Origin of the sequence: Pseudoalteromonas sp. APC 3355 (genome assembly GCF_030407615.1) — a bacterium.
GTDB classification, from domain to species: Bacteria; Pseudomonadota; Gammaproteobacteria; order Enterobacterales; family Alteromonadaceae; genus Pseudoalteromonas; species Pseudoalteromonas distincta.
Genome location: NZ_JASDDB010000011.1, coordinates 1 through 26,143, shown reverse-complemented (window position 1 = coordinate 26,143; position 26,143 = coordinate 1). Strand labels below are relative to the sequence as shown.

Genomic DNA, 26,143 nt, shown 5'->3' with positions numbered 1-26,143 from the left:
AAAAGGCGGCTAGGGCCTGTTTATCTTTCGAGGTTAAATTTGCAGCAGTATGTTTGGTATTTAGGCAAGGCAGAGCCTATGTAGTGTGGTTATTCCCCATAAATAGGCGATAACGTAGCACAAATGCCAAACATACGCTGCCCGAAGGGTTCTGCCTAGGGGCTATTTACTCTTTGTTGCTCGGTTTTTACTTAGCCCACTAGGTCACAAACCTCGCGCCGCGATTAAATAGCCCCTAGATTGAACAAATTTTAATCCTGAAAGATAAACAGGCCCTAGAGCCGCCCTTCTTGTAATTTAGTGAGGAACTAATCCCAGTTTAAAATCACTTTACCTGACTGACCTGAAATCATCATATCAAAGCCAGCTTGGAAGTCATCCACAGAATACTGATGTGTAATGATTGGGTTTAAATCAAGACCAGATTGAATCAAGCTTGCCATTTTGTACCACGTTTCGAACATTTCGCGACCGTAAATACCTTTAATCACTAAACCTTTAAAAATAACTTGGTTCCAATCAACAGCCATATCAGATGGTGGAATACCCAGCATGGCAATTTTACCGCCGTGGTTCATATTATTAAGCATTGAATTAAACGCGCTTGGCACACCTGACATTTCAAGGCCAATATCAAAACCCTCTGTCATACCTAGCTCTTTCATTACATCTTCAAGCTTTTCATTGGCAACGTTTACAGCGCGTGAAGCCCCCATTTTACGTGCTAAATCTAGGCGGTATTCGTTTACGTCGGTAATTACAACGTGGCGAGCACCAACATGTTTTGCAACAGCTGCAGCCATAATACCAATTGGGCCGGCACCAGTAATAAGTACATCTTCGCCAACTAAGTCAAACGATAATGCGGTATGAACAGCATTGCCAAACGGGTCAAAAATTGAAGCCAGCTCATCAGAAATATTATCTGGAATTTTAAATGCATTAAATGCAGGAATAACTAAATATTCGGCAAACGCACCTTCACGGTTTACACCTACACCCGTTGTATTACGGCATAAATGTACACGCCCAGCACGACAATTTCGACAGTGACCACACGTAATATGCCCTTCGCCAGATACGCGATCGCCAACCTGAAAGCCACGAACTTCTTGACCCATATCAACGACTTCACCAACATATTCATGGCCAACAACCATAGGCGTTGGAATAGTTTTACTTGCCCATTCGTCCCACTTGTAAATATGTACGTCGGTACCACAAATAGCTGTTTTGCGAATTTTAATCAGTAAGTCGTTATGACCTACTTCTGGCTTTGGTGCATCTGTCATCCAAATGCCCGGTTCTGCTTTTAATTTAGATAATGCTTTCATAATCCACACTTAACTAAAAAACCGAAGCGAGGCTTCGGTTTAAAATAAAATTAAATAACGCCCATTTCTTTACCAATACGGGTAAATGCATCGATAGCTGTATCGAGTTGCTCAATACTATGTGCCGCTGAAATTTGTGTACGAATACGCGCTTGCCCTTTTGGTACTACAGGGAATGAAAAACCGGTTACGTAAATGCCTTCAGCAAGTAATTTATCAGCCATTAACGAGGCTACTTTGGCATCCCCTAGCATTACGGGGATAATTGCATGATCTTTACCTGCACACGTAAAACCAGCAGCTTCCATTTGCTCACGGAAATATTTAGCATTTGACCAAAGTTTAGCGCGAAGCTCGCCGCCATTTTCAAGCATTTCAAGTACTTTAATTGATGCAGTAACAATTGAAGGCGCTAATGAGTTTGAGAACAAGTATGGGCGTGAACGCTGACGTAACCATTCAACAATTTCTTTTTTACCTGATGTATAACCACCTGAAGCACCGCCCAGCGCCTTACCTAATGTACCGGTGATAATATCTACACGGTCTAATACATTACAGTACTCAGGTGTACCCTTACCGTTTTCGCCAACAAAGCCAACTGCGTGAGAGTCATCTACCATTACAAGCGCATCATATTTATCGGCTAAGTCGCACACAGCTTCTAAATTACAAATAACGCCGTCCATAGAAAACACGCCATCGGTAGCAATTAGTTTAGTTTTAGCACCGGCTTCATCTGCTGCAATAAGTTGCTTCTCAAGATCAGCCATGTCGTTATTTGCATAACGAAAACGCTTAGCTTTACATAAACGTACACCGTCGATAATTGATGCATGATTTAATGAATCAGAAATAATAGCGTCTTCTGCGCCTAAAATAGTTTCAAACAAACCTGTGTTTGCATCAAAACATGAAGAATATAAAATAGTATCTTCTGTTTCTAAAAACGCACTGATTTTTTGCTCTAGTGTTTTATGGATATCTTGAGTGCCACAAATAAAACGTACTGAAGCCACACCAAAACCATGATTATTTAAACCGTTTTGCGCCGCTTCAATTAACTCTGGGCTATTAGCTAAACCTAAATAGTTATTAGCACAAAAGTTGATTACTTTACCTGATGCAACTTCGATTTGAGCTTGCTGCTGGGACTTAATAATACGTTCGTTTTTATACAAACCTTCGGTTTTTACGTCTTCAATTTGCTGTTGTAGCTGGCTAAAAAAAGCAGATGCTCTCATCTAGGTTCTCCATATATTTGAACGGGTAAACAACCGCACTTTCGCGGCTGTTTATTATGCGGGGTATTGTAAAAGTTTAATGGGTAAAATGCACGGTTTGCAGTTCGTCGCAAACGCCCTAAGTTGGAAGGAATTCCTGCCAGTTTACAGGCTGTTTATTTATGTTTTTAAAAGTGCAGGTAAACTACTTATAGAATCGATAATTAAATCAGCTTCTTGCTTAGCGCTTTCGTCAAAGCTTTGCCCTGAACGCACTAAAACGCGTGTAGTGATGCCCGCTTTTTTCGCAGCCTGCATATCACTGAGTTTATCGCCCACCATAATACTGCAAGCAGGGTCGATATTATGCTCTTGTATGCCTTGTAATAACATACCTGACGCAGGCTTTCTGCAACTGCACTCTTTCAAATATTCAGGGCGCGCTTTTTTAGGGTGATGCGGGCAAAAATACACATCGGTAACTTCAATGCTGTGGGCACTAAACTGGTCTTTCATCCAGTCGGTCAGTGCTAAAAAATCAGCTTCGCTGTAATAACCTCGACCAATTCCAGATTGATTAGTGACGATTATGATTTTATAGCCTGCATCATAAAATGCTTTACAAGTGCTAAAAACACCGTCAATAAATTCAAATTTATCGCTTTGATACACATAACCATGATCAACGTTTACCACGCCATCTCGGTCTAAAAAAAGCGCTTTATTTTTTTGTTGTGCATTCATTACAAAGACTCTTTTTGTACAACATGGTCAAACATCGCTTTTACATCATCAACTGTAATTTGGCTCATTAAATCATCGCCTTTTACGCGTGTACCCCACGAGACTTGCTCAGCCGTTTTACCTGTTTGCTTAAACAAGTTTTGATGATAAACCTCTACCACGTAGTCTTGATATAAATAAGGACCTGTGCGTGCTGGATTTGAATGTGCATATAAACCAATAACCGGCGTACCAACTGTTACTGCCATATGCGCAGGACCCGTATCGGGCGCAAGCACTAAGCTGCCACGCTTTAACACGCACAACAACTCTTTGAGTTTTGTTTTACCTACTAAATTTAAAATAGGCGTGTTGCTGTGCTCAATAATGCTATTTGCTAGGTTAATTTCAAGCTCTGTTGGGCCACCCGTCAATACCACCTTAAAGCCTTGCTCGCTTGCATAATCAGCCAATGTGGCATAACGATCAGCGAGCCAATTACGCTGCGCTTTACTAGCTGCGGGCGATATTACTAATAGTTTATTAGTAAGGTATTCTGGTGTTAGTAACTCATCTGCAACCGCTTGGTCTTGCTCGGTATATGGCATGTTCCAACTCGGTTTATAATCAGCTACACCAATGGCTTTTGCAAAACCTTTAAAGCCTTCAAGCACATGCGCCTGGGCTTGTGGGTCTATTCGTTTATTAATAAATAAGCTGTGCAATTCTTTTGAACGAGCCCAATCGAACCCTATTTTTACTTTTGCAGGAATACAACGCGCTACAAACCCAGCCCTTAATGCAACTTGCATATTAAGAAGCACATCAAATTTTTGGTTGTTGAAGCGTTGCTTTAAGCTTTTAAGCGCTGCTTTGCCTTGCTTTTTATCAAATACCACCAGCTCAACACCCGGTAAGTCAGCAAGTAACATGGCTTCTATTTTGCCAATTACCCAGGTGATTTTTGCATTCGGGTGTGCCTTTTGAATAGCTTGTACTGCACTCACACCATGACATACGTCACCAATGGCTGAGAGTCTTAATATACAAATAGATGAATAATTAGGAGCTTGAGTCACACATTCCCTTAGGTATTAAATACAAAAGCCGATCTTAAATTATAATCACGCTATTGCAAGCACTTATCCTGCGCTTTAAAACGCGCTAATATAGACTCATTATTTAGCAATTACACAGAGCTATGTTTAAACAACACGTGCAAGGCAATCACACGCTATTAAGCCACCCTAAATACACAAGCCAAATTACCCTCGATTGGTTTGATGCAAATTATTGGCAACAACAAAATAAAATTGTGGGCGCTAAAAAAGGTCGAGCAACTGCGTGGTTTTTTAAGCAAGACGAATTAACAGCTGTACTTAGGCATTATTGGCGCGGTGGCTTAGTGGGTAAATTGCTAAGCGATCAATATTTATACCCAGGACTTGAACAAACCCGCGTATTTAAAGAGTTTAGCTTAATGAGTAAGCTTATAGAGCTTGGTTTAAACGTACCCACCCCTATTGCAGCTAAAGTAACCCGCAGCGGGTTAATTTATCGTGGTGATATTATTACCGAGGCCGTTACAGGTGCTAAAAGTGTACTCGATATATTAATTGAACGCCCATTGACTGAAGATGAGTTAGAGCGCATTGCTAAAACAATCGCGCTATTTCATTCAAAAGGCGTTTACCACGCTGATTTAAACATTAATAACATTTTATTTAATGATATTGGTGATGTGTATATTATCGACTTTGATAGAGGTGAAATAAGAGCGCCTAACCCACAGTGGCAACAAAGTAATATGGCACGCCTTGAGCGCTCATTTTTAAAAGAGCAAGGTCGAAATGATGTATTTAATTGGCAAGTGAATGACTGGCAAACTCTGCACAACAACTACTTCAAAGCGCTCGCGAATATCAGTTAACCTAATATAAGTTAACTTAGTTAGCCAAGGCTAAATACTGCAGGGCAACTTGCTCTGCCTGTACTTGTTTTAGAATATCTGCGTTTTCTACATTTGGCTTATCTGCTAGCACCTGCTTAACGGCATTGGCTAATGCCTCACTTTGTTGAACGGGTACTAAATATTTACTCAGCTCGCCTGTTAATATCTCGCTTGGTCCAAATGTACAATTAGTGCTAACTACCGGAGTACCCACCGCTAAAGCCTCAATTAATACCGTTGGCAGCCCTTCAAAATCAGAGCTCAAAACTAAAGCTTTGGCATGCTGAATCCAGTTGTACGGGTTTTGTTGAAATCCAGGCACTACTAACTGTTTATCTATGCCATATTGCTGTGCAAGCTTTAACGCTTTTGCAGGTTTATTACATAAAAGGACTAACTTGTATTTTTTATCAAGCTTTGCAAATGCTGCAAATAATATATCGTGGCGTTTTTGTTTGGCGAGCCTTCCTACATGAATTAAGTAAGGCTCATTTGGGATGTCGTTATTTTTCTCATTTGCTTGTTGGTTTATTTTTTCAAAATCGAACGGGTTATAAATAGTCACGATTGCACTTGGGTTAATTAAATCCCCTTGTGTTATTTCTTTTTCAACACCCTTTGATACGCAAATAAGTGATTTACCATTTAAGTTTTGCTTACTTTTTTTAAGGTATAAATATGAAAATGGACCTAACTTTTTTTGACGGGCAAGTTCTGCATTAACTGAGTTATGAATAACAAAATGAACATTTTTGATATTACTACGTGCAAGTAAATTATTACTTCTATCAAGGTTAGAAAGCACTAGATCAATATTGCCAATCTCGCTTTGTTTTTTTTCAAACCACGCTTCTAATCGCAAAATACTGTTTTTTCGCTGCCAGAATCTATCTACTTTAGATGCTCTATCAGGAAAAAGGCTATCAACTTTAACTATATCAGGAATGTCATACTCAGCGTTGCTCGCAAGAGATAATATAGTGACGTTGTGCTGTAGTTTCGCCATTTTTTCAGCCAAAGTAAGCATTACTTTTTCAGCACCACCACCTACTAGTGAATCAATTACAATCACTATATTCATAAGCGATCTCCTACAAGCATATTTTTTATACCAGTAGTGATCACGTCGAAGCTATGTGTGCTATCGAGTTGCTTATACTTACCAATAAATTCACTATAAAAAGGCTCGGTAATAACTTGAGCTATTTTCGTTGTAATTTCATCAATATCAAGATTCGCTTTTATTACAACACCTGCATTAACGCAATGATCCAATCGTGTATTTTGATCTTTTGAGATAGCACATGCCACAACAGGGGTTTGAACTGCAATTGCTTGCAATAAGGTATCTCCACCACTAAGTAATGCGACTTTAGCTTGGCTCATTAATGCCAAAAATTCGGTTCCTTGCAGGCTTGATAAACAAGTAACCTCATCACTTTTCGGAATTGCTTTATTATAATTTGCACCAAACACTACAACTGCTTTTAAACCAGTATGCTTAGTAATTTTAAGCGCGGCTTTAAAGTAAACCTCAGCACAATTAAGATTATTTAATATATGCCCGCCAGAACCCGCATTAACAATAAAATAGCCATCAGATACTAAGTTATAGCGATTTAAAACATCACGTTTTTGCTCACAAGAAGCAAATGGAACAAAAGGGCCTACATTACGAGGGTGTGCCAAGGGAAACATGTCTAACTTCGCACTTTCAGCCCACGTAAGTGGCTCAATACAATAATCAGGCTGTACAACCCAATGTGTATCAATTAAATTAATCCTGTTTAGCTTCAATCCCTTAGCGCGTTTTTTTGCATGCTGAGAAATAAATACAACTTTAGCGCCTACTTTTTTAGCCGCTTTCATATGCCCTGCACGTCCTGCACAATCAAAAACAACGACGTCAGGTTTAAATTGCTCTATAAAGTCGCAAACAGAATCAAGCTCTTTAGTCGCTGAGTGTTCAAGCAATGTGGCTTTAAAAGGACACTTTTTTGCGTAGCTTGTATGCTTGTTTAGTATGAAGTGAATATCGAGAGAATCAGTAAGTTCTGCCTTTAAACTTTGAGCCAACAACAACGAGCGCATATATTCACCAATGCCTTCTGGTGATGATACGGGAATAAATAAAAGTCGTTTGTTGCTCATTACATTCTCAATTTCCTATTTGAACTCCAGTATACCAATCAGATACTTATTACGATAGCTAGGTTACATTTTAATATATTAAATTAGCCCTATAAATTTGATTATTTACTGCAATAACAAGCTTAGGTTGATAAACTTAGCCGCAATCTAAATCACAAGGATCTGAACTTTGCGAAACAGAATTTTTCTTCTTTCTTCTCTTTTTTGCGCTATGAGCGCGTCAGTTAATGCTGAGCCATGGGTAAAACCCGATGATTACGGTCTTAGAGCTGATATTCAACAATTAGCTGATGCCGGTGTTATTTTAGCTCCTGTAACTACCTATCCGCTTATGTGGAAAAGTTTTATAAGTGATGTGCAAAGCATGCCGCTTGAGCAATTATCTCCAAGCTTGCAAGATGCTTTAATTCGCGTTAAGCATCGATATAAATCAGAAAATAGCAGCTCGCATAGTCTTCAATTATCAGCTTTTGCAGCCACAGATCCGATCATAGCAACAAGCTTTGGTGCAACAAATACACAAGAAACAGAGCTTTCAGCAGCTTACGCTTATTTAGGCGATAACTTTGCAGCTAAAGTAGCTATAAATTACAGAAAAGACGGTAAAAAATGTTTAGTTGATGGAAAAACGACTGACGATATAGTTACCGATGAGCAAGCTTTAACCGATTGTAACGATACCTCACTTGACGATAGTTACTTAGCTTACCGTTTAGGTAACTGGATTTTTAGAGCCGGTGCTGTTGAGCAATTTTGGGGACCTGGTGTTGATAACAGCTTAATTATGTCTGGTAATGCGAAACCTTTACCTGCACTAAGTGTAACCAGAGAAAAAAGTACTGCTTTTGAAACACCATGGTTAAGCTGGATTGGTCAATGGGGCTTTACCGCACAAATGGCTAAACTTGAGTCTACACGTGTAATTCCTGATGCTTTACTTTGGAGCAGTAGATTAAATATACGCCCAATACAACAATTAGAAATTGCTGTTAGCTGGTCTGCGCAATGGGCAGGTGACGGACAACCGGGCTCTGCGGGTGATTTTATTGATGTCATAACTGGGCAAACAGCATGTATTGATGGCAATGTTAGTTGCGATAGCCAATTAGAGTCAAAAATAGGTAATCAATTAGCTGGCATAGATATTCGCTGGTCAGATACACTTTTCAACCAACCTTATGCTGTTTATGCCAGTACGATTGGCGAAGATGCCAGTTCACAATTTAAACCCGCTGATAGAGCCTACTTATTTGGTGTACAGACAACACAACGTGTATATTATCAAAACTTATTAATAAATGTAGAGTACATAGACACAGGTGTTTCATGTTCAGCAGAGTCTACCAATGAAAATTGCTACTATGAGCATTCAGATTACAAATCGGGTTACCGTTACCACGGTCGCACTATTGGCTCTACTTATGATAACGATGCACAGTCAGTTGTTTTAACCCTATTAGGTCAGTTATCTAATGGAGACGATTGGCAGGTAAAATTACGCAGTGTTGATTACAACAGCGATAACCGTGACCTTTATCCTAACAATCCAGACTTAGGAAATACAATTACTAAAACAGGGTTTAATAGTAAGCAATTAGAGCTTCGTTATAGAATGCTTTCGATGGGAGGGCGAGTCACTTTAGGTGCTTTTGCATCTAACAACGACGGTGCTGAAAACGATACATCAGCATTTGCTAAGTACGAATATAACTTTTAATACGTTACTATTAATAAAGTAACGTATTAAATGTAAAAAAGGGATGAAAACAGTGTTTTCATCCCTTTTTTGTATTTGTTAAGTAAACTTAATCTATAATTACTGTTTAATTTTACTAATTACTTTTGATGTTGAGCACCCATCTAAAAATTCAAGCACTTCAACTTTTCCGCCATGGCGAAGTACGTGCTCAGCACCCGCTATTTGCTCAACGGTGTAGTCGCCACCTTTAACTAAAATATCAGGGCTTATCTGCTCAATTAATTTAGCGGGAGTGTCGTTTTCATCTAAGCTACCAAACGGAATAACCCAATCAACAGATGAAAGTGCGCTAAGTACCATCGCACGCTCATCTAGTGGATTAATAGGACGTTCTGCCCCTTTTAAACGCGTAATTGATTCATCATTATTTAATCCAACAACGAGTCTATCGCCTCGTGCTTTAGCTTGCGCTAAATAACGTACATGCCCAGCATGTAAAATATCAAAACAGCCATTAGTGAATACAATGGTTTCGCCGTTTTGTTTTGCAAATTCAATATGCTGAAGTACATCATCAAATGGTGTTTGATAATGCTCACCCGTAGTATGTAAATACTGACCAAGCTTGCGGCTTAGCTCTTCTGGCGAGACAGTTGCAGCCCCAAACTTACTCACAACGATACCTGCGGCTAAATTAGCAATTTCGACAGCATCTTTTGGTTCCATGCCCGCGCCAAGCATAACCGCGAGTGTAGCTATAACCGTATCACCAGCCCCGGTTACATCGCTTACTTCAAGCTCTTGCGCTGCAAAATCAAACTTTTCATCTGCACTAATAAGCGACATACCTTGCTCAGAACGCGTAAGTAACATGGCTTTAATGCCATTTTTGCTTATTAAATCACGCGCACTTGCTGCTAAAGCTGCTTCTGAATCGGTTTGACCACCCGCTAACTTAAACTCATGTAAATTAGGCGTAATGTAATCAGCACCTTCGTATAAGTGTAAGTCTGGCGATTTAGGGTCAATTAAAACGGTTTTTCCGGCGCCCTTAGTAAGACTTATCATCTCTTTAATTAAGCTTAAAGATCCTTTGCTGTAATCAGAAAACACAATAAAGTCGTATTCATCAAGTACAAGCTCTAAACGGTTTAATAAAAGTTGGCTATGTTGCTCGGTAAATGTTTCTTCTAAATCAAGACGAACCAGTTGTTGGTGGCGGCTAATAACACGCATTTTTGAAATAGTCGGTAAATCACATACACTGACTAATTGTGAACTTATTTTTTCACCTTTTAGAATAGTCTCTAAAATCTGCCCGCTTTCATCTTCACCAATTAAGCCCAGTAAGCCAACTTTTGCATCTAACCGCGCTATATTTTTTGCAACGTTAGCTGCGCCGCCCGCTTTGTCTTCAAATTTACTCACTTTAACAACCGGTACTGGCGCTTCTGGCGAAATGCGACCTGTATCACCATACCAATAGCGGTCTAGCATTACATCGCCAACAACTAATATTCGTGCCGCTGATAAGTTTTTTAATAACGATAAATCCATTACTGCTGCTCCGCAACAACCATATCCATGGCTTCACATAACCAGTGACCTATAAACATGTGAGCTTCTTGAATACGTGCTGTTTCGTCATTTTTTATAATAATAGGTAACTTAGCAATATCTTTTACTTTGCCGCCATCACGTCCAGTTAATGCCACAGTAAAAGCGCCTAGTTTATTTGCAGCTTCCAATGCTAAATTAATATTGTTACTAGTACCTGATGTGGTTAAACCAATAACTAAATCTTCTGGCTTACATAACGCTTGAACTTGGCGTTCAAACACCGTATCAAAGTGATAATCGTTGCTGTGCGCTGTTAAAATAGAGGTGTCGGTGGTCAATGCCATTGAAGCAAGCGGACCACGTTCTAACTTATAACGCACTACAAATTCTGCAGCTAAATGCTGTGCATCTGCTGCACTACCACCGTTACCAAACCAAACAATCTTGCCACCAGCTTGTAATGCACTATGGCATGCTTCTAACAATTGCATAGATTCTTGATGATAAGCCTCCATCGTTTCAAATAATGCCTGATGACGGTTTAATGTTTCAACGTAGCTAGTTGCCACTGAATCGATAATTGACATGAAAAAATTCCTCTTGGAACTGAAATGGCAGGAAAAATTAAATTCATTATTCCATAATTTTATTTAATTGTGTGTATTTTATCGGGTTATAACTGAACCCAGACCATATTTTATAACGAGTATGTTTAGAAAACGGCTATTTCACGGTAAACTAACACCACTTCCCTTTAAGAAAGATCAGTATGGCACGCATTTTTTACTCATTCGCATTAATTATTATTAGCCCACTGATTGTATTTTATCTCTATATTTTACGAGGTAAAAAAAACCAAGGCTATCGTGCACACTTTAAAGAGCGCTTTGGGTTTGTCAGTAAGTCTTTATTTACGGTTAAAACCAAACCTTTAGTTTTTCATTGTGCATCTGTTGGTGAGGTGCTTGCCGCAATGCCACTTATTAAAGCTTTGCAAAAAGCGCATCCAAATTTAAATATACTTATAACCTGTAATACTCCAACAGGCAGAGAGCAAATACTTAGCCAGTTTAAAAACTCTGTGGCGTGTAGCTACTTACCAATCGATTTTCCGTTTGCGACAGCCCGATTTTTAAAGCGTATAAAGCCACAAGCATTATGTATCTTAGAAACCGAGCTATGGCCAAATTTAATGGCGATAAGTCACAAAAAAAACATACCAGTACTTGTTATCAATGCAAGACTCTCAGAGAAGTCACAGCAGGGCTATCAAAAGGTCGCTAAATTAACGCATATTATTATGCGCTCAATTACGGTACTTGCGAGTCACAATAAAACAGATGCTAAACGCTTTATTGAACTTGGTCTTGAAGCTTCAAAAAGCCATGTAACAGGCTCAATAAAATTTGATATAACACCAAGTGAAGAGCAACTAGCTAAAGTACTCAACCTTAAACAGCTTTATAGTAGTAATGAACGCTTTGTGTGGGTGGCAGGCTCAACACATCCTGTTGAGCATGAGCTGGTACTTTCAGCCCATCAAGAGTTACTAAAAAAACAACCGAACGCATTACTTATAATTGCCCCGCGCCATCCAGAGCAATTTGACAAAGTGGCTGAGCTTTTAACGCAAAGCCCACTTAGCTTTAGCCGTCGTAGCCAAAATAACTATAATAATGAGCAAGTACTTCTTGCTGATACGCTTGGTGAATTACAGTGTTTATATGGCGCTGCAAATGTGAGCTTTATTGGTGGCAGCTTAATTCGCAGAGGTGGGCATAACCCACTGGAATCAGCAGCGTTTTCGGTAGGTGTAATAACAGGTCCACACACATACAATTTTGACCATGTTTATCCCGAGCTAACAAAGCTCAAAGGTGCTGTAGTGGTTGATAGTAACGACGAACTCGCAAAGCAGCTTATAACGTTTAGCCAAAACACAAAAGCGTGCCAAACCTTAGGTATTAAAGCTGCGCAATGCGTAACTAAAAACCAAGGTGCTATACAAAAAACACTTAACATTATTAATCAATATTTAGAGCCAAAACCGTGACCAACATAGCTATAAGCCAAACCCGTGAATGGGTGTCATCTGTTATTGTTAAATATAACTTTTGCCCGTTTGCTCGAAAAGAAGTAGAAAATAACTGTATTCATTACATCGTAAGTCCAGCAACGAGTATGGATGATGCTGTAATGGATATGCTTGAGCAATGTGTTGAGCTTGACCGTGAACCAGAGCGCGAAACAACCCTTATCATGTTTGACAATGGCTTTAGTGACTTTGAAGACTTTTTAGACTTGGTCGATTTAGCTAATGCACTTTTAGTCGCGCAGGGCTTTGAAGGTAAGTATCAAATCGCTAATTTTCATCCTGACTACGTATTTGCTGATAGCGATGAAACCGATGCCGCAAACTACACAAATAGAGCGCCCTTTCCTACATTGCACTTAATCCGCGAAGCAAGTATGAGCGAAGCACTTGATAGTTATAACGAGCCTGAATCTATTCCTGAGCATAATATAAATCTAGCAAGGCGTAAGGGGATTGATTTTTGGCAGCAGTTACTTGAAGGCTGTAAAAAACCGAGCGCTTAAATGCTCGGTTTTATTTTGGTTTGTGCAAAACAAGACAATAACAAACGCTTATTTTTTAACCCAGTTACCATTGACTTCAACGTAATGACCACTTTGGGTTTTTTCAATTGTTTTAGCAGCAGCAAGCGCTTCTACTTGTGAAAGTGACAAGTTATTCTTTTTAGCCAACTTTAAGTACTGCGCTTTACGCTTTGCATTTATATCATCAACAACGGCTTTTGCTTCTGCGTTTTGTACAACAAGCCCTAAATAACCAGAGCTATCTTCACCTACTAGACCTTGGTTTTTAGCGTCATCAAGGCTAATAGCCCACGCAGAGAACGACATACATACTGCACTAACTAACGTAATAATGTTTAATTTTTTCTTCGTATTCATGTTCTAGCTCCTTAAAATAACTCACTGTCGTCACTAAATAAATTGTCGAGTTCTTTATCTACTTTTACGCGAATTTCGTGATCGACCTTCACATTTAAATTAATAGTAATGGGCTCTTTAGCAGACACCTCAACACGATGCGTGCAAGCACTTAGCGCACTAATAGCACCCAGCGCAAGCAGTACTTTTATCAATAACGACTGTCTCATTATTAGTTTCCTTTTTGTGAGTATTGTTGCTCAACTTTTTGTGTAATTTCGTCACTTAAACGCAGTGCACGCAAAAGTGTAAATACGTTTTCTTCGTGGTTATAATTAAAGTTAACCTGCTGCTGCTCTGCTTTATTATAGCCTTGCAAATTAACCCCTAGTTTTAACCAACCATCATTTTTTAGTGCCACACTGCTATTCAGTTTTTGAATATCTAAATTAGTTAATAGCCCTAACACAGGTTGTAACTCTTGCTGTTGCTGCATTACTGAATCAAACGCGGCATTATTGGTAATTTTTAAATTACCTGTTCCTTGGCTAAATAAGCTACCGTCAATTATTTCAATTTTTCCACTATCAAAGTGAACTGGTAAAGACCCCGCCAAGCGCCCCGTTAATACAATGCCCGACTTATCGTCGAGTGTAACGAGTTTACTTGCATCAATGTTTTCAAACTTAACATTAGCAACTTGGTTTGGCTTCCCTACTGTGTAGCTACCTAATGAAAACTCGCCACCAAACACACTTCCTTTTACATCATTTATAAGCGCGGTATTGTTATTAACTTGCCATTGACCTTCAATCGCTTTAACTACAGCACCTGCTCTAAATTCATTTAAATTAAAGGTAGTTGGTTTTACATTAAGCTTACCTGAATTATATTCCCCGCTAAATACACTGTTTAAATCACTCGCAAGGTAATCGTTATACAATGCATTTGTATGGCTAATCCCTATATTGAACAGTGCATTTTGTAAGTTTATATCGCCACTAATATAGCCATTAAATTCGCCCTCTGTTAACTGTGCAAGTGGCTCAAATTGACTAATAAACGCATTTAACGACAGCGCACTTTGTTCAGGAATAACCACTTCAAACGGATGAGCTTGCGACGACACATGATGATTTATCACTAACTCAACATCGTTTATAAATGCGTGATGCGTAGCTTTTAGTGCACGGCTTTGCAAGCCCGTAGACTCTACTTTTATATTATTAAGTTTTATGTCGGGGCTATTAACAGCCTTTATATTCGTTTTTGCTGTTAGATCAGCAAATAACTCACCTACGCCTAAATTAGCATTTGCTGTTAATGTGTTACTTATATCTGTGACTTTAAATTCTTTATATTCTGCGCTTTTTAATTGCTGAGTTAACGCTACCTCTGCGTTTAACTGTTTATCCATTTTTGCTGTTAAATCACCTTGGTATTGCACTGCACTTATATCAAACGCATCTACACTATTAAGCGTTAATTTAGCATTTATAAGCCCAATTGCTTTTGAGTCTATAAACTCACTTATATTAAAGTGACCACTAAGGCTAAGCCCATCAGCTGTTGCGGGTACAAACTCAGGTAAATTTTCAAGCATAACGGCGTAATCGCCTTTAATCGCAGCGCCAGATAACTGAGCATTAACGTTAATATTATTTATATCGGGTGTATTTATTTGAGCTGATAAAGTTGACTGTAAGTCTTCAAATGGAGATGTAATATTTAGTGTTGTATCTGTTATTAAAATATCAAATTGCTTATCGCCCACGCTTACCAAATTAATTGCAGGTACACTGAGCTCACTAGCCTCTAAGCTAATTGATTGAGGGAGTTTAAGTTGCCAATTTAAAGGAACTTGTTTGCTAATAAAGCCTGCATATTCACTTGGTGGAATTAACTCAGTACAGCTTGGTGTTAAATTAATTTTGTTATTAAGCAAATCGGTATTAAACATTAACGCTTGGCTATTTAAATTAAAACGCGTCGCCAATTTACCAGTGGTTAATACGTTAACTTTGCACTGCTCATACGTGTGAGCAAACTGGGATCTAATATCGCCATTTAGCTCAAGTTCTATACCATCAAAGCTAAATGCTTGCTGAGTATTAAAGTTAAAATCTGCTATTAATGTATTTTTAGTGTTTATAACGTGCTTTAAAAAAGTGTCATTAATTTCAAACTGACCACTTACTTTATTAGCAGTCAAAATTGCACTTGCGTTTATATCACCTGAGACATTAAATTTATTTAGTTCGGGTTCTAATATGCTTATTTTAAGTGGCTTATTGAGCTCATCACTTTTTACTACAAGCTGTTTAATATTGATTAATGGGCGATTTAAGGGAAGTGCTAAATCGAGATTTTTAGCAAGCTGATTAGCATTATCACTTTTAGGGAGTGGATTAACTGTTAGCACTGCATTTTCAATATCTACACGCTTTGTATTTGCAGTAATACCAGTGAGTTGTAATTGTTGATTTTGATAATTTAAACACACTCTATCAGCATGAATATTTAAGCTAGACGTAATTGAAAAATCGAGACAACTTAACGTAATGTCTGCTTTTTTGAGCTCAGGCGCTATAACCCATTGTAATAACGGCAAGCGAAATACATAACTAAGCAGCAAGGTACTTAGTAATACAGCTCCAACAATTAAACCAATTCGCTTAAACATACTATCCTTAAATGCTTTGTGCTTTTAGCTAAACTAATACCAACCTGCATAAATCTTTGATCAATTTAACGAATTAAATTGCACTATAACGTCGTTAAAAGTTTTTTATTTAGAACAACTAGATATAAAAACTTTTGCCTAGTTCTAGCGTAATTTTCTTAACGTTAAATAGACCCCATATATAAGCAGATTGGTATAATCAAAAAAGGCTGCACAATGCAGCCTTTTTTATTTTACAGTAAGATTATGAATCTAACTTGTATAAACGTAAATATAATTAACCTACGTTTTTACGTGCGTTACGGAACATACGCATCCACGGGCTATCCTCGAGCCACTCATCAGGGTGCCAAGAGTTGGCAACGCTTCTGAATACACGTTCTGGATGCGGCATCATTACAGTGGCACGACCATCAGTTGACGTAATACCGGTAATACCTTCTGGAGAACCATTAGGATTCGCTGGGTACTGCGTTGTAGGGTTACCGTAGTTATCTACAAACTTAACCGCTACAGTGCCGCTATCAAGCGCCGCTTTAGTGGCTGCATCGTTTGCAAACTCAGCATGACCTTCACCATGAGAAACCGCTATAGGCATACGCGAGCCAGCCATTCCGTTAAAGAACACAGACGGATTTTCTTGTATTTCTACTAAACTAAAGCGTGCTTCAAAACGTTCTGATTTATTAGTTACAAAGCGCGGCCAATGTTCAGTACCAGGGATCAACTCTTTTAACGTTGATAACATTTGGCAACCGTTACATACACCTAAGCTAAAGGTATCTTCACGGTGGAAGAAGTTTTGGAACTGATCGCGTGCCATGTCGTTAAACAAAATAGACTTAGCCCAGCCTTCCCCCGCACCAAGTACGTCACCGTATGAGAAACCACCACAGGCCACTAAACCTTTAAATTGCTCTAGTGTTAAACGACCTTCTAAAATGTCGCTCATGTGTACATCAACGGCTGCAAAACCTGCGCGATTAAATGCTGCCGCCATTTCTAAATGAGAGTTAACACCCTGCTCACGTAAAATAGCCATTTGCGGTTTAGCACCGGTTGCAATGTATGGCGCTGCTATATCTTCGTTTAAATCAAAGTTAAGTTTTACGTTTAAGCCTGGATCTTTTGCATCAAATTTAGCATCAAACTCTTGCTTAGCGCACTCAGGGTTGTCACGGCGTGCTTGCATTTGATACGTTGTTTCAGCCCAAATAGTACGAAGCTCAGTACGCGTATGATTAAGTACCGTATTTTCGCCACGGTTAAATATAATCGTATCGTCACTGTTAAGCGTGCCAATGTTGTGGCTAATTGCTGCTATACCATGTTGTTCAAACACCGCATTCACTGCATCTAAATCAGCATTTGCAACTTGAATTACTGCACCTAGCTCTTCGTTATAAAGCGCTTCAATGTCAGAACCTGTTAAAGCTGCTAAATCAACCGTTACACCGGTATGACCCGTAAACGCCATTTCAGCAACCGTGGTAAATAAACCACCGTCTGAGCGGTCATGATAAGCAAGTAACTTACTATCAGCCACAAGCGCTTGCATTGCGTTATAAAAGCCTTTTAATAACTCTGGGCTATCAACATCAGGGGTTACATCACCTAATTGCTTATAAACTTGCGCAAGGCTTGATGCGCCCATGCGGTTTTTACCCGCACCTAAATCAATTAATATAAGCGATGTATCGCCTTTATCTGTGCGCAGTTGTGGTGTTACTGTTTTACGTACGTCGTCAACACGACCAAACGCAGTTATAACCAGTGAAAGCGGCGATGTTACTGACTTCTCTTGTGAGTCACCTTCATCTTTCCATGTCGTTTTCATCGACATAGAATCTTTACCTACTGGAATCGTTAAACCAAGCGCAGGACAAAGCTCTTCGCCTACGGCTTTAACCGCTTCGTATAAACCAGCATCTTCACCTGGGTGACCCGCTGCTGCCATCCAGTTTGCCGATAACTTAATGTTTTCAAGGCTACCGATGTTTGCACAGGCAATATTAGTTAACGACTCCGCTACAGCTAAACGAGCAGATGCACCGTAATTAAGTAATGCAGCCGGAGTACGCTCACCAAGTGACATGGCTTCACCGTGGTAAGTATCATACGTTGCCGCAGTTACTGCACAATTAGCAACAGGTACTTGCCAAGGACCAACCATTTGGTCGCGCGCCACCAAACCAGTAACTGAGCGATCGCCGATTGTTATTAAGAATGTTTTTTCTGCAATGGTAGGTAAACGCATTAAGCGCTGCGCTGCATCTGCTGCATTTATTGATGTGATATCAAGCGCTTTGCCAACAACTTGCTTTGACGTTACATCGCGGTGCATTTTAGGTGCTTTACCTAATAATACGTCCAGCGGCAAATCAACAGGGTTATTTTCAAAGTGGCTGTCTGACACTGTTAAGTGAGGTTCAGCTGTTGCTTCACCAATAACAGCGTACTGGGCACGTTCGCGCTTACAAATTGCTTCAAAGCGGTCAAAATCCTCTACGCCAACAGCGAGTACATAACGCTCTTGTGATTCATTACACCAAATTTCGTGTGGTGCCATGCCTGGCTCATCGTTAGGGATGCTACGTAATTGGAATTTACCACCACGTCCGCCATCATTAACAAGCTCAGGAAACGCATTAGATAAACCACCGGCACCTACATCATGGATGAATGCAATTGGGTTTTCGTCACCTAGCTGCCAACATTTATCGATAACTTCTTGGCAACGACGTTCCATTTCTGGGTTTTCGCGCTGTACTGAAGCAAAGTCTAAATCTTCGTTTGACTGACCTGAGGCCATACTTGATGCAGCACCACCGCCTAAACCAATGTTCATTGCAGGTCCGCCTAGCGCAATTAACTTAGCGCCAACAGGAATATCGCCTTTTTGAACATGATCAGAGCGAATATTACCTAAACCACCGGCAAGCATAATTGGTTTATGGTAACCACGTACTTCTTCACCGTTATGGCTTGTTACTTTTTCTTCGTAAGTACGGAAGTAGCCTAATAAGTTAGGACGACCAAACTCATTATTAAATGCAGCGCCACCTAGTGGACCTTCTGTCATTATATCAAGTGCGTTTACAATTCGACCCGGCTTACCAAAATCGCTTTCCCACGGTTGCTCGTAACCTGGAATACGTAAATTTGATACAGTAAAGCCAACTAACCCTGCTTTTGGCTTAGAGCCACGACCCGTTGCGCCTTCATCGCGAATCTCACCACCAGAACCTGTAGCAGCACCTGAGAATGGCGCAATAGCTGTTGGGTGGTTATGAGTTTCAACTTTCATTAGTATTTCAATGTCTTCTTGATGATACGCATATTCACCTTGCGCATTTGGGAAGAAGCGACCCGCTTTTGAGCCTTTCATTACTGCCGCGTTATCTTTATAAGCCGACAATACATTTTCAGGATTTAGCTCAAACGTATTTTTAATCATTTTAAACAGCGATTTTGGCTGCTCTTTACCATCGATTGTCCAGTCAGCATTAAATATTTTATGGCGACAATGCTCTGAGTTCGCTTGTGCAAACATAAACAATTCGATGTCGTTAGGGTTACGTCCTAACTTTGTAAAATTTTCTACTAAGTAGTCTATTTCGTCATCAGCAAGCGCAAAGCCTTGCTCAACATTGGCTGTTGCTAGTGCTTCACGTCCACCACCTAAAATATCGACAGACGACATTTGGCGTGGGGCATCACTGCGAAACAGCTGAGCCGCATCTTCAAGTTCATTGTGTGCGGCTTCAGTCATGCGGTCGTGCAATAACGCAGTTACTTGTGCAAGTTGCTCTGCGTTTAAATCACCTTCAACATAATAAGCAATACCACGTTCAACACGGTGAACCTGCTTTAAACCACAGTTGTGGGCGATGTCGGTAGCTTTAGATGCCCAAGGTGAAATGGTACCTGGGCGAGGTGTAACAAGTACAAGTTTGCCAGCTGGGGTATGCTCAGCAATAGTTGGACCGTAAGTTAATAGTTTTTCAAGCTTGGTTTGCTCAGCGCTACTCAACGGCGATGTTAAATCGGCAAAGTGAGCATACTCGGCGTATACGTTAGTGACTGGAAGTTGCGATTGTTGGCAACGCGCTAAAATTTTATTAACTCTGAACTCTGAAAGTGCTGGTGCACCACGAAGGATCAACATAGGTAATTTCATCCGGGGTTAGGGATTGAACGATATTTTAGGCACGCATTATAGTCCAATTAGCATTCAGATTTAACTCAAAATTACGCTTTTCATAAAATTAACTTTTTAGCTTTATTTATAGCCTCTTTTGGTTAATAAAATAAAAGGTAAAGTGACGCGATGGCTTAGTTTTGCTATAACGGTGGCTGGCGAGCTTAAGGGGCACTCAATGTTCAAAGAAAAACTAATAATAATCATTACTTTAGTTATGCTGTTATGTGCATGTGATATGCAAGAGCAGCCAACTCAACTCGCCCAAATAAAAGAGCAAAACAAAATACGTGTGGGTACACTTGCAAGTGCTAGTAATTATTATCAAGCCGTTCAAGGTGAACAAGGCTTTGAATATGAGCTATCTCAAGCATTTGCTGAATATCTAGGTGTAGAGCTTGAAATAGTGCCATTTTTTAACTTATCCGATATGTTTGAACGCCTGGAAAGCGGTGATTTAGATTTAATTGCCTCAGGACTTACCTATAATAAAACCCGTGCAGAGCAATACCGTTATGGACCAACTTACAGAACAATCAGCCAAAAGTTAGTTTATAAGCAAGGACGTGTTCGCCCTCGAGAGTTTGCCGACTTAGATGGCAACTTTACTGTTATCGCTAAAAGTAGTCATTCGCTTACTCTGCAAAAAATGAAAAAAAACAATCCAGATCTTACTTGGATAGAAAGCGAAGAGTTTGATGAAGAAGAACTACTTCAAGCAGTTATTGATGGCGAGATAGATTACACACTCGCTGATACGCATACCCTATCGCTGTTTCGACGTTATCATCCAAATTTAAGTATCGGTTTTTCTGTTAGTCATAACGACCCGATTGCATGGATACTTAATAAATCAAAAGATGATTCTTTATACTCCTTATTAGTGCCATTTTTTGGCGATATAAAACAGAGTAATCAGCTCTACGTACTTGAAGAAAAATACTTTGGCCACGTGCGCCAATTTAACTATGTAAATACCCTTGCTTATATCGAAGCTATCAAAGAAACCTTACCAACATACCAACCATGGTTTGAACAATATGCTGGTAGCCTTGATTGGCGTTTATTAGCGGCACTTAGCTATCAAGAATCTATGTGGAATCCTCGCGCTAAATCGCCAACAGGCGTTCGCGGTATTATGATGCTAACCCGCAGTACAGCAAAACAAGTAGGTGTTACCAACCGCTTAGAGCCAGAGCAAAATATTCGCGGTGGTGGTAAGTATTTAAGTAAACTGATTAAGCGTATTCCTGATAGAATTCCTCAACCAGATAGAACATGGCTTGCACTAGCGGCTTACAATGTAGGTTGGGGGCACGTTAACGACGCGCGTATAATTACCGAGCAGCAAGGCGCAAGCCCTGATAAATGGGCTGATGTAAAAAAACGCTTACCGCTGTTAATTAAAAAGCGCTATTACCGTAAAACTCGCTATGGTTATGCGCGTGGCGATGTAGCGGTTAAATATGTTGATAATATTCGTCGCTATTACGATGCACTTGTTTGGCTAGATGAGAATAATGCTATTGCTGTAGAACCTGAACCAGAACCAATCACAGAGCAGAGCACTGATACCGAGCCAAAGCTAAATGAAGAAAGTGACGAAAAAAGTAACAAAGATGAAGCGCAAACAGAAAAACAACAGCCTATAATTGAGCCCGAACAACCGAGTGAAAACAATAACTAAGATTTGTATAGGTATCAGTTTTTTGAGCAAGCAAGTAAGCAAAATTTAAGTAAATTAAATATCTGTTTACTTGTCATCAAATGATCACTAATGTGTATTACTTGTATATTATTATTTTATAAGATATACCCTGCGCCTTTCTCACTCTTGCATTAGGAGAAAACATGCTAAAACGTAGACGCACACAAAAATTAAAACGCAATGTGATTTATTCAACAGCCACACGTCGTCGTGTTATGCTAAGAAAACTGCACAAAAAAATCATCTGGCGCCGCCGAATGTTTGCTATGCAACAAATGGCTGAAACAGAAATAGAGCCAATCGCTAGTTAACTCTAGCTAGGTTTATTTATTTGTTCATCACGAGCAGCTTTCTTAGCTGCTTTAATTTGCGCTCTTCTACGTTTAAAAAAATTCGAAATAGTATCACCGCACTGTTGTGCTAAAACACCACCGCATACCTCTACTTGATGATTTAACCTCGGCTCTTGTAATAAGTTCATAATTGAACCTGCAGACCCAGTTTTAGCATCGAGGGCACCAAATACTAAACGCTTTATTCTGCTATGCACTAACAATCCCGCACACATAGAGCAAGGCTCTAACGTTACATATAGTGTGCAATCAATTAAGCGGTAATTGTTAAGGACTTTTCCAGCTTCTCGCACTGCAATCATTTCGGCATGGGCTGATGGGTCGTTATCGGTTATTGAACGGTTGTACCCGACTGAAATTAGCTGGTTATCTTTGACTACAATCGCTCCAACCGGAATTTCATCAAGCAACTCTGCTTGCTTTGCATACAAAAGCGCTTGCTCCATCCAGTAGGAATCATTAAATGGCTCGTTCATTCTTTCTACTTAAATAACTTTTTATGCTGTAATTATACCTAGTTAGCACTCTAAAGTGCGTCATTCATTACTTTATTGCAAAAATAAAACGATATTTACCTGTTTGTAATGGCTCACTCGTGTGGATTTACGCTATAATCTCACGCTTTTTTTATTTAGCTCACAACACGGGTAGCAAATGAAATTTCCTGGACGCCGCAGGCATAAACATTATTTTCCAGTGGAAGCCAAAGATCCACTTACCAATCAACTTAACGCAACAGAGCGATTACAACGTAGTTATATTACGGGTATCGACCAGATCGTTGTTGATATAGAGGCAAAAGTTGATCAAGCTTTCCTTGACGAATTTCAACTACGTAGAGGTATGTCACAAGTTATTGATAGCGACATAACGAACGCCTTATACGATCGTTTAAAATTAAACGATATGGTTGATTTTGAGTTTGCCGGTGGGACCATTGGTAACACTATGCACAACTACTCTGTACTTGCAGATGATCGCTCAGTTTTATTAGGCGTAATGAGCGAAAATATAAAAATAGGTAGCTATGCTTACCGCTTTTTATGTAATACCTCAAGCCGTGTAGATTTAAACTATCTTCAACCAGTAGATGGGCCTATAGGTCGTTGTTTTACATTAATTGATGAAACCGGTGAGCGTACTTTTGCAATAAGTGCGGGCCTAATGAATCACTTACGTCCTGAATCTATCGATAAAAACCTTATTGAAAATTCATCAGCATTAGTGATCAGTGCCTACCTCATGCGTACGCAAGGTAGTGAAACGATGACTGAAGCGACTATGCAAGCGGTAAAATACGCTAATGATGCAGGTGTGCCAGTTGTTCTTACACTCGGAACTAAATTCTTAATTGAACAAGACCCGACCTGGTGGGCAAACTTTGTTGAAAAGCATGTTGATATTCTTGCTATGAACGAAGAAGAAGGGTTAGCTATTACAGGTTTTGAAGACCCTCTCCTAGCTGCCGATAAAGCACTTGATTGGGTGGATTTGGTAATTTGCACCGCTGGCGAAAAAGGCTTATTTATGGCCGGCTACGTAGACGAAAGCTTAAAGCGTGAAACCGAATACCCTTTACTACCAGGCGCCATACCTGATTTTAACCGTTACGAATTTTCACGTGCTATGCGTAAAACCGAGTGTGATGAGCCTATCAGAGCATATAGCCATACAGCCCCATTTATGGGTGGACCTGATTCAATCAAAAACACCAATGGTGCAGGCGATTGTGCTTTAGCGGCTGTGCTACATGACTTATCAGCAAATGTTTATCATAAACTTAATGTGGCAAACTCTGCTAAGCATCAGCAACAAGCTATTACTTACTCGTCACTATCGCAAATTAGTAAATATGCTAACCGAGCTAGTTATGAAGTGTTAGTTCAGCACTCTCCTCGTTTATCTCGCGGTTTACCAGAACGCGAAGACTGCTTAGAACAGGTTTATTGGGAACAATAATAACGGTGGGAGCAAGTATTGCTCCCTATCAACTTCCTAAAAAATAGAAATATCGAGCTTTTTAGATAGCAGTTCCAACGCTGCAATTCCTGCAACCGAATTACCAAACGAATTAAGTCCCGGAGAATAAACAGCTACCGTAAACTTATTTGGTAACACGGCTAAAATAGTCCCTGACACTCCCGATTTACCTGGCATACCTACTCTGTAACCAAAATCCCCCGCAGCATCGTATAAGCCACTGGTAAATAATAGCGAATTAAGCTGCTTATTTTGACGGCTACTTAAAACACGATCGCCCGATCGATTATCAACACCTTTATTTGCTAAAAAATTATAAGCTTTGGCTAATTCAATACAGTTGAGCTCAATAGAACAAAAGTTAAAGTAAGACCATAAAACATCATCGACTTCATTTTCAAAATTACCAAACGACTTCATTAAATGTGCCATAGCAGCATTACGGTGTCTAAATTCATACTCAGAATTAGCGACTTTTTTATCAATCACTATCCCTCTATTACCAGCTAACAACCTAAAGGTCTCGAGCATAGAGTGCATTGGTGCAGATAAGCGGCTGTATAACGCATCACACGTTACAATTGCGCCTGCATTTATGAAAGGGTTACGAGGAATCCCTTTTTCAAACTCAAGCTGTGTAAGCGAATTAAAGGCAGTACCTGAAGGCTCCTTTCCAACTCGATGCCAAAGTTCATCACCATAACGTTGCAGTGCCATAGTAAGTGTCATAACTTTTGAAACAGACTGAATGGTAAAACGTTGAGAGCAATCCCCCGCACATACAGTCTTACCATCAGTTGTATAAATAGCGATAGAAAATTGCTCAGGATCGACCTCTGCAAGGGCCGGTATATAATCAGCTACTTTTCCTTGTGATAATAAAGGGCGTACTTCATGTGCTATTTCATCAAGCACCTTTTGGTAATCAGCTGTAGGCAAACTAGACCTCTATATCATCATTCATAAAAATTGGATTTTAGCACGCGCGAATAGACGCAACTAGTTTTGTTGTTGAATTTAAAGGGGGGATGTTTTTCTTAATTTAAAAAAGCAAAAAACCCGTCACATTACTGCAGTGAGTTTCTTTTAGTTGAATTCGGATAATGTGGTAGTGCCCATAGCCGTGGAGAGCCACATAGCAAATGCTACACTATTAATCGTGTCGTCTTTTAGTATGCAGAGTTTTACTAATTTCAAAAAACCCGTTACATTGCTGTAATGGGTTTCTCTTAATTAAATCCTAGTAATGTCGTAGTGCCCACAGCGGTGGAAAGTCACATAGCAAATGCGACACTATTATTAATCGTGTCGTCTCTTAGTATGTAGAGTTTTACTAATTTCAAAAAGCAAAAAAACCGTCACATTGCTGTAACGGGTTTCTCTTAATTAAATCCTGGTAATGTCGTAGTGCCCACAGCGGTGGAAAGTCACATAGTAAATGCGACACTATTAATAATCGTGTCGCCTCTTAGTGTGCAGGGTTTTACTAATTTCAAAAAACAAAAAACCCGTTACATTGCTGTAACGGGTTTCTCTTAATTAAATCCTGGTAATGTCCTACTTTCACATAGCAAATGCTACACTATCATCGGCGCTGTTTCGTTTCACTACTGAGTTCGGCA

General features: G+C 39.7%; 21 protein-coding genes. 7 read left to right on the top strand and 14 right to left on the bottom strand.

All coding sequences use genetic code 11. The features are described from left to right. Positions 1 to 308: 308 nt before the first annotated feature. From tdh to QMA08_RS14925, 4 genes are all read right to left on the bottom strand, one after another. Positions 309 to 1,334 (bottom strand): L-threonine 3-dehydrogenase, encoded by a 1,026-nt coding sequence (tdh, locus tag QMA08_RS14940; protein WP_024595694.1) that lies wholly within the window; start codon positions 1,332 to 1,334, stop codon positions 309 to 311. A 50-nt stretch (positions 1,335 to 1,384) separates the two neighbouring features. Continuing rightward, on the bottom strand, positions 1,385 to 2,578 hold the full coding sequence (locus QMA08_RS14935) for a glycine C-acetyltransferase (protein ID WP_002961055.1): 1,194 nt from the start codon (positions 2,576 to 2,578) through the stop codon (positions 1,385 to 1,387). A 159-nt stretch (positions 2,579 to 2,737) separates the two neighbouring features. Next, the gene (gene gmhB / locus QMA08_RS14930; RefSeq protein WP_290174816.1) at positions 2,738 to 3,301 is read right to left on the bottom strand and encodes a D-glycero-beta-D-manno-heptose 1,7-bisphosphate 7-phosphatase; all 564 of its coding nucleotides are present in this window, start codon (positions 3,299 to 3,301) and stop codon (positions 2,738 to 2,740) included. Next, complete coding sequence (locus tag QMA08_RS14925) at positions 3,301 to 4,359, bottom strand: glycosyltransferase family 9 protein (RefSeq protein ID WP_290174815.1); 1,059 nt, start codon at positions 4,357 to 4,359, stop codon at positions 3,301 to 3,303. Before QMA08_RS14925 ends, gmhB begins: the two co-directional genes overlap by 1 nt. 122 nt (positions 4,360 to 4,481) lie before the next feature. Here QMA08_RS14925 and QMA08_RS14920 point away from each other — a divergent pair, with 122 nt between their 5' ends. Beyond that, positions 4,482 to 5,210: a 3-deoxy-D-manno-octulosonic acid kinase gene (locus QMA08_RS14920; RefSeq protein WP_290174814.1), complete on the top strand. Its 729-nt coding sequence runs from the start codon at positions 4,482 to 4,484 to the stop codon at positions 5,208 to 5,210. Between the two features lie 16 nt (positions 5,211 to 5,226). On the opposite strand, the gene QMA08_RS14915 is transcribed toward QMA08_RS14920, so the two are convergent. Together QMA08_RS14915 and QMA08_RS14910 are read right to left on the bottom strand one after the other, a co-directional pair. Further along, on the bottom strand, positions 5,227 to 6,312 hold the full coding sequence (locus QMA08_RS14915; RefSeq protein WP_290174813.1) for a glycosyltransferase: 1,086 nt from the start codon (positions 6,310 to 6,312) through the stop codon (positions 5,227 to 5,229). Beyond that, positions 6,309 to 7,382, bottom strand: coding sequence for a glycosyltransferase family 1 protein (locus tag QMA08_RS14910; protein ID WP_290174812.1), 1,074 nt, complete (start codon positions 7,380 to 7,382; stop codon positions 6,309 to 6,311). The genes QMA08_RS14915 and QMA08_RS14910 overlap by 4 nt, the downstream gene beginning before the upstream one ends. Positions 7,383 to 7,593: 211 nt before the next feature. Here QMA08_RS14910 and QMA08_RS14905 point away from each other — a divergent pair, with 211 nt between their 5' ends. After that, positions 7,594 to 9,099 carry a capsule assembly Wzi family protein gene (locus QMA08_RS14905; RefSeq protein WP_290174911.1) on the top strand — a complete coding sequence of 502 codons (1,506 nt, stop codon included), beginning with the start codon at positions 7,594 to 7,596 and terminating at the stop codon, positions 9,097 to 9,099. A 99-nt stretch (positions 9,100 to 9,198) separates the two neighbouring features. Here the strand turns inward: QMA08_RS14905 and hldE are convergent, their stop codons facing one another. Both hldE and QMA08_RS14895 read right to left on the bottom strand, forming a co-directional pair. Then, complete coding sequence (hldE, locus tag QMA08_RS14900) at positions 9,199 to 10,638, bottom strand: bifunctional D-glycero-beta-D-manno-heptose-7-phosphate kinase/D-glycero-beta-D-manno-heptose 1-phosphate adenylyltransferase HldE (RefSeq protein WP_290174811.1); 1,440 nt, start codon at positions 10,636 to 10,638, stop codon at positions 9,199 to 9,201. After that, positions 10,638 to 11,228 carry an SIS domain-containing protein gene (locus tag QMA08_RS14895; RefSeq protein WP_002961065.1) on the bottom strand — a complete coding sequence of 197 codons (591 nt, stop codon included), beginning with the start codon at positions 11,226 to 11,228 and terminating at the stop codon, positions 10,638 to 10,640. Before QMA08_RS14895 ends, hldE begins: the two co-directional genes overlap by 1 nt. A gap of 182 nt (positions 11,229 to 11,410) precedes the next feature. Here QMA08_RS14895 and waaA point away from each other — a divergent pair, with 182 nt between their 5' ends. Together waaA and QMA08_RS14885 are read left to right on the top strand one after the other, a co-directional pair. Then, the gene (waaA, locus tag QMA08_RS14890) at positions 11,411 to 12,694 is read left to right on the top strand and encodes a lipid IV(A) 3-deoxy-D-manno-octulosonic acid transferase (protein WP_290174810.1); all 1,284 of its coding nucleotides are present in this window, start codon (positions 11,411 to 11,413) and stop codon (positions 12,692 to 12,694) included. Beyond that, positions 12,691 to 13,239, top strand: a complete 549-nt coding sequence (locus tag QMA08_RS14885; protein WP_165729383.1) for a DUF1415 domain-containing protein — start codon at positions 12,691 to 12,693, stop codon at positions 13,237 to 13,239. Before waaA ends, QMA08_RS14885 begins: the two co-directional genes overlap by 4 nt. A 48-nt stretch (positions 13,240 to 13,287) precedes the next feature. Here the strand turns inward: QMA08_RS14885 and QMA08_RS14880 are convergent, their stop codons facing one another. The 4 genes from QMA08_RS14880 to purL all read right to left on the bottom strand — a co-directional run bounded on the left by QMA08_RS14880 (position 13,288) and on the right by purL (position 20,447). Then, the gene (locus QMA08_RS14880; RefSeq protein WP_002961068.1) at positions 13,288 to 13,617 is read right to left on the bottom strand and encodes a YdbL family protein; all 330 of its coding nucleotides are present in this window, start codon (positions 13,615 to 13,617) and stop codon (positions 13,288 to 13,290) included. An 11-nt stretch (positions 13,618 to 13,628) separates the two neighbouring features. After that, positions 13,629 to 13,826 carry a YnbE family lipoprotein gene (locus QMA08_RS14875; protein WP_002961070.1) on the bottom strand — a complete coding sequence of 66 codons (198 nt, stop codon included), beginning with the start codon at positions 13,824 to 13,826 and terminating at the stop codon, positions 13,629 to 13,631. Positions 13,827 to 13,828: 2 nt separating this feature from the next. Next, positions 13,829 to 16,279, bottom strand: a complete 2,451-nt coding sequence (locus QMA08_RS14870) for a YdbH domain-containing protein (protein WP_290174809.1) — start codon at positions 16,277 to 16,279, stop codon at positions 13,829 to 13,831. A 277-nt stretch (positions 16,280 to 16,556) separates the two neighbouring features. Continuing rightward, positions 16,557 to 20,447: a phosphoribosylformylglycinamidine synthase gene (gene purL, locus QMA08_RS14865; RefSeq protein ID WP_290174808.1), complete on the bottom strand. Its 3,891-nt coding sequence runs from the start codon at positions 20,445 to 20,447 to the stop codon at positions 16,557 to 16,559. 211 nt (positions 20,448 to 20,658) lie between these two features. Here purL and mltF point away from each other — a divergent pair, with 211 nt between their 5' ends. Both mltF and QMA08_RS14855 read left to right on the top strand, forming a co-directional pair. Then, positions 20,659 to 22,167, top strand: coding sequence for a membrane-bound lytic murein transglycosylase MltF (gene mltF / locus QMA08_RS14860; protein WP_188161820.1), 1,509 nt, complete (start codon positions 20,659 to 20,661; stop codon positions 22,165 to 22,167). Between the two features lie 164 nt (positions 22,168 to 22,331). Beyond that, the gene (locus QMA08_RS14855; RefSeq protein ID WP_002961076.1) at positions 22,332 to 22,499 is read left to right on the top strand and encodes a hypothetical protein; all 168 of its coding nucleotides are present in this window, start codon (positions 22,332 to 22,334) and stop codon (positions 22,497 to 22,499) included. A 2-nt stretch (positions 22,500 to 22,501) separates the two neighbouring features. Here QMA08_RS14855 and tadA read toward each other — a convergent pair whose 3' ends face one another. Beyond that, positions 22,502 to 23,017, bottom strand: a complete 516-nt coding sequence (gene tadA / locus QMA08_RS14850; protein ID WP_002961078.1) for a tRNA adenosine(34) deaminase TadA — start codon at positions 23,015 to 23,017, stop codon at positions 22,502 to 22,504. A 178-nt stretch (positions 23,018 to 23,195) separates the two neighbouring features. On the opposite strand from tadA, the gene QMA08_RS14845 reads away from it, so the two are divergent. Then, positions 23,196 to 24,500 (top strand): inosine/guanosine kinase, encoded by a 1,305-nt coding sequence (locus QMA08_RS14845; RefSeq protein ID WP_033021433.1) that lies wholly within the window; start codon positions 23,196 to 23,198, stop codon positions 24,498 to 24,500. Between the two features lie 36 nt (positions 24,501 to 24,536). On the opposite strand, the gene glsB is transcribed toward QMA08_RS14845, so the two are convergent. Then, entirely contained in the window at positions 24,537 to 25,460 is a 924-nt protein-coding gene (gene glsB / locus QMA08_RS14840; protein WP_002961081.1) for a glutaminase B, read from the bottom strand. Positions 25,461 to 26,143: the final 683 nt, after the last annotated feature.